We start from the raw sequence: 11949 nt of genomic DNA on the forward strand, positions 1-11949 counted from the left end.
AGGTGTACGTCGCTGACGGCGGCGACCGGCGGCCGGCCGCGCCCCGCGCGGAACCGTACGGACAGGCCCCGTACGGACAGCACCGGCTTCGGCGTCGTACCGGTCGCACCGGTCGCACCGGTCGTGCGGACCGTCACAGCATCAGCTCCGATCGGCGGCGGGGGTTGGCGCGTTCCCGCCAGGCGGCGGCGAGCGCGGCGACGGCGAGGGTCGGCACGATGAGGAACAGGCCGGGGAAGAGGGTGGGCCACCAGTCGCCGGCGAGCAGCGAACCGCGGGCGGACTGCACGAGGTTGCCGAGGCTGGCCTGGTGCGTGGGCAGTCCGAGGCCGAGGAAGGACAGCGCGGACTCGTGCCACATGGCGTGCGGGATCATCAGCACGGCCGCGATCCCCGCCTGGGGCGCGACGGCGGGCAGCAGATGCCGCACGGTGACGCGCCACCGCGAGGCGCCGCCGGAGATCGCGGCGTCGATGTACGGGCGGGAGCGGAGCGACAGCACCTCGGAGCGGACGATCCGGGCCGTGGACAGCCAGTGCGTGACGGCGACCGACGCGATGACGGGCCCGACTCCCGGCCGGAACATGGCGACGACGAACACGCCGAGCAGCAGGTGCGGTACGGACGAGAAGGTATCGACGATCCGCATGACGAGCCGGTCGGTCCAGCCGCCGATCGCGGCGGCGGCCGCACCGACGGCGGTGCCGACGACGGTCGCGGCGAGCGCGGCGACGACGCCGACGAGCAGCGAGACCCGCAGCCCGTACACGCAGCGCAGCAGCAGGTCGCGCCCGACGTCGTCGGTGCCGAACGGGTGCTCCCAGGAGGGCGGGAGCAGCTTCGCGGACAGGTCGACGGCCTGCTGGTCGAGCTGGGCCAGCGGCGGCACGACGAGGACGGCCAGGACGGTGACGGCGACGACGGCGCCCGGGAGCGCGCCGCGCGGGACGGAGCGATCAGCCATCGAAGCCCGCCCTCGGGTCGGCCAGCCCGTACAGCAGGTCGGACAGGAGGTTGCCGAGCAGTACGGCGGCGGTGGCGAGCACGGTGAGCGCGGCGAGCAGCGAGAAGTCGGCGGAGAGCGCGGCCTGCACGGTCGCGGCGGCGATGCCGGGCCAGGAGAAGACGGTCTCGACGAGGAGGGCGCCGGTGATGAGTTCGGGCACGCGGGAGCCGATGAGGGTGAGGACGGGCAGCAGGCCTGAGCGCAGGGCGTGCTGGAGCAGGACGGTGCGTTCGCGCAGGCCGCGGGCGCGTGCGCCGCGCACGTGGTCCTCGTCCAGGGCGTCCGCGACGCCCTGTCGCGCGTAGAGCAGGAACCAGGGCAGCTGGGTGGCGGCGAGGACGGCGGCGGGCAGCACCAGGTGGTGGGCGACCTGGCCGGGCGTCACGGTGTCGCTGGCCGTGTCGGTGAGGCCGCCGGCCGGGAGGACGCCCAGCTGGAGCGCGAACAGCCAGATGGCGAGGAGGCCGAGCCAGAAGGCGGGTGCGGCCTCCAGGGCGTACGCGGCGGAGGTGGCCCAGCGGTCGAACAGGCCGCCCCGGCGGCGGGCGGCCAGCACGCCGAGGGCGGTGCCGATGAGCAGGGCGGCGGCGAAGGCGGCGGCCGCGAGCAGCGCGGACCAGCCGAGGCGTTCCGCGATGACGTCGGTGACGGGCTGGCGCAGGGCGGTGGAGTCGCCGAGGTCGCCGGTGAGGGCGGAGGTGAGCCACTGCCACCAGCGGGTGGTGAAGGGCTGGTCGGCGCCGAGGTTGGCGCGCAGCTGGTCCAGGTTCTCCTGGGAGGCGGTGAGCCCCGCGGTCCCGCTGTACGCGGTGACGGGGTCGAACGGGGAGGCGGCGGCCACGGCGAAGACACCGAAGGTGACGGTCAGCAGGACGGGGGCGGCGGCAAGGGACCGCCGCCCCGCCATCCTGGCCATGGCCGCCCAGGGGATGCGGACCGCGGTCACTTCTTCGGCGTCCAGTCCTCGACGTTCCACCAGGGACCGGAGGCGAGGCCGTGGTCGTGCGGCTCGACCTGGGTGGTGAGGCCGTCCCAGCGGTCGGCGACGACGTACAGGTGGTCGATGTGGGTGAGGAAGGTGTAGCCGGGGTTCTTCATGAGTTCGCGCTGCACGGTGTCGTACGCGGCCTTCCGGGCGGCGTGGTCGTTCGTGCGGCGGCCGTCGGCGAGGGCCTGGTCGACGGCGGGGTTGTCGTACCCGGCCATGTTGTTGAAGCCGTCCCCGGCGAGCGAGGAGAGGAGCAGCGGGTACTGGTCGAAGTCGGGGTCGCCGGGTGCGCCGCCGCCCGCGAGGACGGCGTCGTGCTTCATGCGGGGTTCGATGACCTCCCAGGTGCCGGCCTGGGTGGTGATGTCGATGCCGGCCTTCTTGGCGTCGGAGGCGTAGGCGAGGGCGTGGTCCTGGCGGAGCTTGTCGCCGGAGGGGTACCAGAGGGGGAAGGCGGCGCGGACGCCGTCCTTGACGCGGATGCCGTCGTCGCCGGGCTTCCAGCCCGCCTCGTCGAGGATGCGCCGGGCGGCGGCGAGGTCGTGGCGGCGTTCGGTGCCGCGCGTGAACCACGCGCTGTCGGTGGGGACGGGGCCGTAGGCGGGCTTGCCGGCGCCTTCGAGGATCTTGTCGACCATGGCCTGCCGGTCGACGGCGAGGTCGAGTGCGCGGCGTACGGCGGTGTCGCCCGTGACCTTGTTGTGGGTGGGGAGGGTGACGGTCCGGTAGTCGTAGGTGCGGGCCTTGTAGGTCTTCTTCGCCGGGTCGTCCGCGAAGCCGCGGGCGAGGTTGGGCGGGAGGACGGCGCCGTCGAGGTCGCCGGCGCGCAGGCGGGTGGCGCGGACGTCGTCGTCCTTGATGACCGCCATGGTGAGCTTCCGCACCTTCGGCGCGCCGCCCCAGTAGCGGGGGTTGGCCTTGAAGGTGAGCTTCTCGCCCTTGGACCAGTCGGCGAGGACGTACGGTCCTGTGCCGACGGGCCTGGTGGTGAAGGGGCCCGTGTTGACGTCCTGCCGGCCGGCGATGCGGGCGGGGGCGATGGCGTGCAGGGTGCGCTGTGCGAAGGGCGCGTACGGGTACTTGAGGGTGAAGACGACGGTGTGGTCGCCTTCGGCGCGTACGTCCTTGAGGGCGTCGAGTTCGGTGCGGGCGGGGTTGTTGGTCTTCGGGTCGAGGATGGTGCGGTAGGTGAAGACGACGTCCTCGGCGGTGAAGGGCGTGCCGTCGCTGAAGGTGACGCCGGTGCGGAGCCGGTAGGTGTAGGTGAGGCCGTCGGCGCTGACGTCGGGGAGGGCGGTGGCGAGCGCGGGCCGCAGCTTCATGTCGGCGTCGAGGGCGAGAAGCCCGTCGAAGATCTTGGAGTTGCCTTCGCGGCCGTAGCCGAGGAGGGGGCTGAGGGTCTCGGGCTCGTGGGCGATGCCGACGACGACGCTGTCCTCGGCGGCCGCGGACGGGGCACCGGGGCCGCCCGGGTTCGAGCAGGCCGCCGCGGTGCCGGCCAGGACGGTGGCCAGCGCCGCGGCGGCCAGGCCGCGTATGCGTCGGACGGATCGGGCGTTCATGGTGCCGTACCCCTCATGAAGATCAACTGCTGTTGCGAGCGATTCGCAATTAAACCTCATGTACGGGACCGGCCGACCATGTACCCCTTACCGGGTACGGGCTACCGGTGCCGGAACCAGTTCGCCGCCGGCAGCAGCCGGTCGCCGTAGTCGAACAGCGCCTGGTTCTCCCAGCCGTTGCCGGACGACGGGTCGGCCGGGTCCCAGCCGTTCCCGGCGACGGCGGTCCACGTGGGCTCCCAGTAGACGACGCCGAGGCCGCGGCCGTTCGGCACGGCCTCCACGACGTTCATGACGTCCCGCAGCCAGGCCGCCTGGCCGGCCGGGGTCGCCGGGTAGCCGGGGACCAGCTCGCTCGCGCGGTCGATGATGTTCTCGTGGCCGTCCTCGCTGTCGAGGCGGAACGGGTACGCGGTCTCGACGACGAGGACCGGCTTGCCGTAGCGGGCGGAGATGTCGTCCAGGTTGGCCTGGAGGTCGGACAGGGCACCGTGCCAGTAGCCGTAGAACGACAGCGCGATCACGTCGTGGTTCACGCCCTGCGCGCGGGCGTTGTCGAACCACCAGCGGTACAGGCTGTTGTCGCCGCCGTGCGCCAGGTGCAGCGCGACCTGTGTGGAGGAGGACACCGCCTTCGCCGCCGAGGCACCGGATTCGAGCAGCCCGGCGAGCTGGGGCCAGTTGTCCGTGGAGCCTTCCGGCCACAGCATGCCGGTGTTGATCTCATTGCCGATCTGCACCATGTCGGCGGTCGTGCCCTGGGCCTTGAGGGCGCTGAGCACGTCGTAGGTGTGGTTGTAGACGTCCGTGCGGAGCCGGCTGTACGAGTGGGAGGCCCAGGCGGCGGGCTTTTTCTGGGTGCCAGGGTCGGCCCAGGTGTCGGAGTAGTGGAAGTCGACGAGCAGCTTCATGCCCTGGCCCTTGATGCGCTGCGCCATCTGGAGGACGCGGGCCTTGTTGTTGTAGCCGTCCGCCGGGTTGACCCACACCTTCAGGCGGCCGTAGTCGGCGCCGGCCGACTTGAGGATGGCCACGGGGTCGCCGGGCGTGCCGCCGCTGGTGCGGTAGGTGCCGCCGAGGTCCTCGCTCTTCTTCAGGGTCGAGACGTCGACGCCCTTGACGGCGAGGCCCGTGGAACCGGGGGCGAAGGAGACGTCGTCGACGTTGATCCAGTCACCGGCCTTGGCGTCGGAGTTGATGCTGACGGTGCACTGGCCGGATGTCACGCGGATGGAGGTGACGAGGCGTATCCACTTCCCGTTCGGCGTGGGCGGCAGGTCGGTGCGCTGCTCGGCGGAGCCGCAGTTGCGCAGGGCGAGGTACGCGGCGTTCTGCCCGCCGCTGGAGCGCACCCACGCTCGCAGCGTGTAGGTGCCGTTGGCGAGGCCCGACAGGTACTGGTACGTCTCGACCTTGTAGGCCGACGACGACCAGTGCGAAAGGCGGTAGCCGCCGCTGCGGCCGCCGGCTTCGGCGTACGAGGCGGAGTCCTGGCCGGTCGCGGAGTACGTGGACCAGCCCGACGTACCGGATTCGAAGCCGGTGTTGGTGAGCGTGGACGCGGCCTGGGCGGCCGGGGCCGTCAGTCCGGCGAGCAGGAGTGCGCCGGTCGCGGCGGTGGCTCCGAGCAGGGCCCGCAGGCCCTTGCGTGGTACGGCGTGCATCGTCGATGTCCCTTCGACGGTGGAGGGCATGAGGAAGGTGGTGCCGTTCACCCGGGTGCGCCCGCTCGTGCGCGGCCGCACCCGGGGAGTCCGGGGGGAGTCCGGGGGGAGGCGGCGTCAGGCGTCGGCGCGTACGACCCTGACCGCGCCCGCGGGGACCGCGAGGCGTCCGGCGACGCGCTCGCCGGTGAGGAGTTCGGTGCCGGGGGCGTCCAGCGGCACCTTGGCGTCGTCGCCGGTGTGGTTGATCGCGAACAGGTACGTGCCGGTGTCGCCGGTGCGGCGCACCACCTCGACGTCGCGGGGCAGTTCGGCGCGCGGCGCGATGCCGGCGTCGTCGCAGGCGGCCGCGAGGACCGTGTCCAGGGCCGCGGCGTCCAGGCGGGTGGAGACGTACCAGGCGGTGCCCCCGCCGATGCGGTGGCGGGTGATGGCGGGGCGGCCGGCGGCGGGCCCGTCTCCGTACGTCCACACGGTCTCGGCGCCGCGCGGCACGACGAACTCGGTCCACACGTCGCCGGTGAGGCCGGCCGCGGCCCCGTCCGGCCCGGTGAGCCGCACGGACTCGCCCGCGAGCAGCGGTGAGAACTCCTCGACGGTCAGGCCCAGCACGTCGCGCAGGGCGCCCGGGTGGGCGCCGGGGTGCACGGCGTCGTGCTCGTCGACGATGCCGGAGAAGTACGAGACGACGAGAGTGCCGCCGTTCTCCGCGTACGTGCGCAGGGCGCGGCCCGCCGCCTCGGTGGCGAGGTACAGGGCGGGGACGACGACCAGCGGGTAGGCCGACAGGTCGGCCTCGGGGTGGGCGAAGTCCACGGTCAGGTGCCGGTCGTACAAGGCCTCGTAGAAGCTGTCGGCGCGCTCGCGGGCGTCGTGGTCCTCGCTGGGCCGCCACTCCAGGTTCTGCGCCCACCAGGACTGCCAGTCCCACAGCATCGCCACGTCGGGCACGGTGCGGGTGCCGCGCAGCCCGGCGAGCGAGTCGAGGTCGGCGCCGAGGCGGACGGCCTCGCGCCAGACGCGGGAGTCGGTGCCGGCGTGCGGGAGCATCGCGGAGTGGAACTTCTCGGCGCCGCGCCGGGACTGGCGCCACTGGAAGAACATGGCGCCGTCGGAGCCGCGCGCCACATGGGCGAGGGAGTTGCGGGCCATCTCGCCGGGGCGCTTGGCGGGGTTGCGGGCCTGCCAGTTGACGCCGGACGTGGAGTGTTCGAGGAGCAGCCAGGGTGCGCCGCCCGCGACGGAGCGGGTGAGGTCGGCGGCCATGGCGAGGTTGACGTGGGTGCGGCGGCCGTCGGTGATCAGGTAGTGGTCGTTGGTGACCAGGTCGGTCTCGCGGCCCCAGGCCCAGTAGTCGACGGAGTCGCACTGGCTGAGGGCGGTCATGAAGTTGGTGGTGACGGGGACGCCGGGCGCCAGCTCGTGCAGGATGTCGCGTTCGGCCGTGTAGTTCTCGCGCATGGTGGCGTCGGCGAAGCGGCGGTAGTCGAGCTGCTGGGCGGGGTTGCAGGCGGTGGGGGTGAGGCGGGGCGGGGTGATCTCGTCGAGGGAGCCGTAGCGCTGGCCCCAGAAGGCGGTGCCCCACGCCTCGTTGACCGCCGCGACGGCGGCCGTGGCGTCGCCCGCGCCGTAACGGCCGGCCAGCCAGCGGCGGAAGTGGGCGGCGCAGCCGTCGCAGTAGCAGGCCGAGACGGGCACGCCGTACTCGTTGTGGACGTGCCACAGGGCGAGCGCGGGGTGCGTGCCGTACCGGCGGGCGAGCTCGGTGGTGATCCGCGCGGCGGCGGCGCGGTAGCCGGCGTTGCTGTGGCAGATCGCCGCGCGGGAGCCGAACGCGTAGCGGACGCCCTCGCGGCTGACGGGCAGCGCGTCGGGGTGGTCGCGGTAGAACCAGGCGGGCGGGGCGGCCGTCGGGGTGGCGAGGTCGGCGCGGATGCCGTGCGTGTGCAGCAGGTCCATGAGCCGGTCGAGCCAGCCGAAGTCGTAGCGGCCCGGCTCGGGTTCGAGCAGCGCCCAGGAGAACACGCCGACGCTGACCATGGTGACTCCCGCCTCACGCATCAGCCGGACGTCCTCCTGCCAGACGCTTTCCGGCCACTGCTCCGGGTTGTAGTCCCCGCCGAACGCGAGCCGGGTCAGGCCCTTCGGAGTGGTCTCCGGCATGTGTCTCTCCTGTGGGGTCATGAGGAACGCGAGGGTGATCGATCATATGGGAACGTGCACACACGCGGATCGATACCGCGATGCAACATAACCTCACAGGAACAACCATTGACAAGTGTCCGGAACGTTTCTCTACTGTGAACGCTCACAGATGCAGGGCGGCCTTCCGCATTCCGGGCGGGAGGCACATTCGGTCAGGGAGAAGCACCCCATGCCCCACTCGCTCCACCGCCGCCTCGCGGCCACCGCCACCGCCGTCCTCCTGGGCGGGACCGCCCTCACCGCCTGCGGCGCGCCCGACGGCGACAGCGGCGACCAGACGTCCTCCGGCCCGGCCGAGCTCACGTACTGGGCCTGGGCGCCGGGCATGGAGAAGGTGGCGGCGATCTGGAACAACGGAGAAGGCAGAAAGGCAGGCATCCAGGTCACGGTCCAGAAGCAGGCATCCGGCGACGACCTCGTCACGAAGATCATCACGGCGGCCAAGGCGCACCAGGCCCCGGACCTCGTCCAGGCCGAGTACCAGGCGCTGCCGACGCTGGTCAGCAACGAGGCGCTCGCCGACATATCCGGCGAGGTCGGCGGCGTGAAGTACAAGTTCGCCGCGGGCGTCTGGCAGCAGACCACGCTCGGCACGGACGCCGTCTACGCGATCCCGCAGGACTCGGCGCCGATGGCGTTCTACTACCGCGAGGACCTCTTCAAGGAGTACGGCCTGACCGTCCCCGCCACCTGGGCCGAGTTCGCCGAGACGGCCCGGGCCCTGAAGAAGAAGGCGCCCGACAAGTCCCTGACCACGTTCTCCGCCAACGACTCGGGCCTGTTCGCCGGCCTCGCCCAGCAGGCGGGCGCCAAGTGGTGGAGCGTCGACAGCCAGAAGTGGAAGGTCGGCATCGACGACGCGGCCACGCGGAAGGTCGCGGACTTCTGGGGCGGCCTGGTCGAGGAGGGCGCCGTCGACAACCAGCCGATGTACACGCCCGCCTGGAACAAGGCCCTCGACAGCGGCAAGCAGATCGCCTGGGTGAGCGCCGTGTGGGCCCCCGGCACCCTGAGCAGCGTCGCCCCCGCCACCAAGGGCAAGTGGGCCATGGCCCCGCTCCCCCAGTGGACCAGGGACGCCAACACCACCGGCAGCTGGGGCGGCTCCACCACCGCCGTCACCACCGACTCGAAGCACAAGGCGGCCGCCGCCAAGTTCGCCACCTGGCTGAACACCGACCCCGAGGCGCTGGCCGCGCTGGTCAAGGAGAGCGGCATCTACCCGGCCGCCACCGCCGCGCAGACCAGCGGCGCCCTCGCCCAGGCACCGGAGTACTTCTCCAACCAGCCCGACTTCTACGTCAAGGCCGCCGAGATCGCGAAGACCACCGCGCCGGCCGCCTGGGGGCCGAACGTCAACGTCGCGTACACGTCCTTCAAGGACGCCTTCGGCGAGGCCGCCAAGGACAGGTCGGACTTCGGCGCCGCGCTCGCCACGATGCACGACACGACCGTCGCCGACCTGAAGAAGCAGGGCTTCGAGGTCGCTCCGTGAGCAGCAGCATCCGCCGGAGGTCGTACGGGGTGAAGGCCGCCCCGTACGGCTTCCTCGCGCCCGCCGTCGTCCTCTTCTCGCTCTTCTTCGCGCTGCCCATCGGCTACGCGGTGTGGCTCAGCTTCCGCCGCATCGAGGTCAAGGGCCTGGGCCTGGGCAAGGGCGCGAGGGACGAGGTCTGGGCGGGCCTCTCCCACTACACCGCCGCCCTCACGGACGCGGAGCTCGGCCACGGCGCCCTGCGCGTCCTCGGCTACGGCCTGATCGTCGTCCCCGTCATGCTCGGCCTGGCGCTGCTCTTCGCGCTGCTGCTGGACGCGGAGCGGGTGCGGGGCCGGTCCTTCTCCCGGCTGGCGATCTTCCTGCCGTACGCGATCCCCGGCGTCATCGCGGCCCTGCTGTGGGGCTTCCTGTACCTGCCGGACGTCAGCCCCTTCCACTACGTCCTCGACACGGCGGGCCTGCCCGGGCCCGAGCTCCTCCACGGCGGCGGGCTGTACGCGGCCATGGCCAACATCGCGGTCTGGGGCGGCACCGGCTTCAACATGATCGTGATCTACACGTCGCTGCGGTCCATCCCGGCCGAGGTCTACGAGGCGGCGAAGCTCGACGGCGCGACGCCCCTCCAGATCGCCCTGCGCATCAAGATCCCGATGGTGGCGCCGTCACTGGTGCTGACCTTCTTCTTCTCGGTCATCGCCACGCTCCAGGTGTTCAGCGAGCCGACCACCCTGAAGCCGCTGACCAACGCCATGTCCACGACGTGGAGTCCGCTGATGAAGGTCTACAACGACGCGTTCGTCGGCGGCAACGTGTACGCGGCCTCCGCCACGGCCGTCGTCCTCGCGCTGGCCACGTTCGCCCTGTCGTTCGCCCTGCTGAGGGTCGCCAACTCCGGTACACGGAAGGGGGGCGCCCGATGAGCACCCTCACCCCAGAGGTCTCGGCGCGGAAGGCCGCCCCGGCCGCCGGCACCACCCCCGGCACCTCCCAGGGCCCGCCGCGGCGGCCCCGCCGCATCGCCCTGCTGCCGACGGCGGCGCTGGCGTTCGGCGCGCTGTACTGCCTGCTGCCGGTCGTGTGGGTCCTGGTGGCGGCCACCAAGTCCCGTACGGAGCTGTTCTCCACGTTCACGTTCCTGCCGGGCACCGGCCTGTTCGACAACCTCGGCGACCTCCACGCGTACCGGGACGGCATCTACTGGGACTGGCTGGCGAACTCCGCCCTGTACGCGGGTGCCGGTGCCCTGCTGTCCACGGTGGTGTCCGCGCTCGCGGGCTACGCGCTGGCGCTCTACCGTTTCCCGGGCCGCGAGACGATCTTCAACGTCCTGCTGGCGGGCGTGCTGATGCCGCCGGTCATCCTCGCCATCCCGCAGTACCTGCTGCTCGCTCAGGCCGGTCTCTCGGACACGTACCTGTCGGTGCTGCTGCCGCAGATCCTCTCGCCGTACGGCGTGTACCTCGGCCGCGTCTACGCCCAGGCGGCCATCCCGGCGGACCTCGTCGAGGCGGGCCGCATGGACGGCGCCGGAGAGTGGCGGATCTTCCTGCGCATCGCCGCCCCGATGATGTCGCCGGGCCTGGTGACGATCTTCCTCTTCCAGTTCGTGGCGATCTGGAACAACTTCCTGCTGCCGTTCATCATGCTCGGCGACGACGGCAAGTTCCCGATGACGGTCGGCCTGTTCACGCTGCTCAAGCAGGGCGCCGGGACACCCGCGCTGTACACGCTGGTGATCACGGGAGCGCTGCTGGCGATCGTCCCGCTGATCGCGCTGTTCCTGGTGATCCAGCGGTTCTGGAGCCTCGACCTGCTCTCCGGCGCCGTAAAGTCCTGAAGGAAGGGGGAACGGACATGACCCGGGACAGCAGCAGGGCAGGCCGCACGGAGAGCCGGCGCCGGCCGGTCACCATCCACGACGTGGCCCGCGAGGCGGGCGTCTCGCGCGGCACGGTCTCGCGCGTCCTCAACGGCGGGCACTACGTCAGCCCGGCGGCGCGGGCCGCGGTCGACGCGGCGATCCGCAGGACGGGGTACGTGGTGAACCGCCACGCCCGCTCGCTCATCACCGGCAGGTCCGACTCGGTGGCGTTCCTGCTGACCGAGCCGCAGGAGCGGTTCTTCGAGGACCCGAACTTCAGCGTGCTGCTGCGCTCCTGCACACAGGCCCTGGCGGACCGGGACCTCCCGCTGCTGCTGATGATCGCGGGCACGGAGGACGAGCGGCGGCGCAACCTGCGCTACATCGGGGCGGGTCACGTGGACGGGGTGCTGCTGGTGTCCAGCCACTCCGGCGACCCGGTGGTGGCGCGGCTCGACGAGGCGGGCGTGCCCGTGGTCGCGTGCGGCAAGCCGCTCGGCCAGAGCGCCCGGATCAGTTACGTCGCGGCCGACGACCGGGGCGGGGCACGGGAGATGGTGCGCCATCTGTACGCGTCAGGGCGCCGCCGGATCGCCACGGTGGCGGGCCCGGCGGACACACCGGGCGGTGTGGAGCGTCTGGTCGGGTACCACGAGACGCTCGCCGAGTGCGGCCTGCCGGCCGACGAGGCGCTCGTCGCGGTGGGCGACTACAGCCGCGCGAGCGGCGAGACGGCGGCCGAGCGGCTGCTGGAGCGAGCGCCGGACCTGGACGCGGTGTTCGTCGCGTCCGACCTGATGGCGCAGGGCGTCCTGGACGCCCTGGAGCGCGCGGGGCGCCGGGTGCCGGAGGACGTGGCCGTGGGCGGCTTCGACGACTCGCCGGCCGCCCTGGCGTCCCGGCCCCGGCTCACCACGATCCGCCAGCCGTGGGACCGGATCAGCACGGAGATGGTACGGATGCTGCTGGCCCGCATGGCCGGTGAGGAGCCGTCGGCGGTCATCCTGCCGACGGAACTGGTCCCGCGCGAGTCGACGTAGCGGGCGAACCCCGGCACCCGTCCGCCCTGCCCGCGGCACGGCGGACGGCGCGATCGCGGTCCGCGGCAGGCTGCACGGCGCGCGGGCGCGGGCGTAGGCGGGGTGGTCAGCGGGGGAAGAGTTCG

Annotated in this window: 9 protein-coding genes; 4 read left to right on the forward strand and 5 right to left on the reverse strand. The window is 72.3% G+C overall.

Annotated elements, in window-relative coordinates:
* Positions 1 to 133: 133 nt before the first annotated feature.
* From HTZ82_RS02055 to HTZ82_RS02075, 5 genes are all read right to left on the reverse strand, one after another.
* Complete coding sequence (locus HTZ82_RS02055; protein WP_175407517.1) at positions 134 to 964, reverse strand: ABC transporter permease; 831 nt, start codon at positions 962 to 964, stop codon at positions 134 to 136.
* The gene (locus tag HTZ82_RS02060; RefSeq protein ID WP_175407525.1) at positions 957 to 1922 is read right to left on the reverse strand and encodes an ABC transporter permease; all 966 of its coding nucleotides are present in this window, start codon (positions 1920 to 1922) and stop codon (positions 957 to 959) included. Before HTZ82_RS02060 ends, HTZ82_RS02055 begins: the two co-directional genes overlap by 8 nt.
* 26 nt (positions 1923 to 1948) lie before the next feature.
* On the reverse strand, positions 1949 to 3556 hold the full coding sequence (locus tag HTZ82_RS02065; protein ID WP_175407518.1) for an ABC transporter substrate-binding protein: 1608 nt from the start codon (positions 3554 to 3556) through the stop codon (positions 1949 to 1951).
* Positions 3557 to 3657: 101 nt separating this feature from the next.
* Positions 3658 to 5220 carry a glycosyl hydrolase 53 family protein gene (locus HTZ82_RS02070; protein WP_175407519.1) on the reverse strand — a complete coding sequence of 521 codons (1563 nt, stop codon included), beginning with the start codon at positions 5218 to 5220 and terminating at the stop codon, positions 3658 to 3660.
* Positions 5221 to 5337: 117 nt separating this feature from the next.
* On the reverse strand, positions 5338 to 7383 hold the full coding sequence (locus tag HTZ82_RS02075; RefSeq protein WP_175407520.1) for a beta-galactosidase: 2046 nt from the start codon (positions 7381 to 7383) through the stop codon (positions 5338 to 5340).
* A 211-nt stretch (positions 7384 to 7594) separates the two neighbouring features.
* Here HTZ82_RS02075 and HTZ82_RS02080 point away from each other — a divergent pair, with 211 nt between their 5' ends.
* From HTZ82_RS02080 to HTZ82_RS02095, 4 genes are read left to right on the forward strand one after another with little or no spacing between them, the layout of a single operon-like run.
* A complete protein-coding gene (locus HTZ82_RS02080; protein WP_175407521.1) occupies positions 7595 to 8920 on the forward strand; it encodes an ABC transporter substrate-binding protein in 1326 nt (441 codons plus the stop codon).
* Positions 8917 to 9843, forward strand: a complete 927-nt coding sequence (locus HTZ82_RS02085) for a carbohydrate ABC transporter permease (protein WP_175407522.1) — start codon at positions 8917 to 8919, stop codon at positions 9841 to 9843. The genes HTZ82_RS02080 and HTZ82_RS02085 overlap by 4 nt, the downstream gene beginning before the upstream one ends.
* Positions 9840 to 10760, forward strand: coding sequence for a carbohydrate ABC transporter permease (locus HTZ82_RS02090; RefSeq protein ID WP_175407523.1), 921 nt, complete (start codon positions 9840 to 9842; stop codon positions 10758 to 10760). Before HTZ82_RS02085 ends, HTZ82_RS02090 begins: the two co-directional genes overlap by 4 nt.
* Before the next feature lie 17 nt (positions 10761 to 10777).
* Positions 10778 to 11824 (forward strand): LacI family DNA-binding transcriptional regulator, encoded by a 1047-nt coding sequence (locus tag HTZ82_RS02095; RefSeq protein WP_175407524.1) that lies wholly within the window; start codon positions 10778 to 10780, stop codon positions 11822 to 11824.
* Positions 11825 to 11949: the final 125 nt, after the last annotated feature.

The organism is Streptomyces sp. TRM64462 (genome assembly GCF_013362995.1).
Classification (GTDB): domain Bacteria; phylum Actinomycetota; class Actinomycetes; order Streptomycetales; family Streptomycetaceae; genus Streptomyces.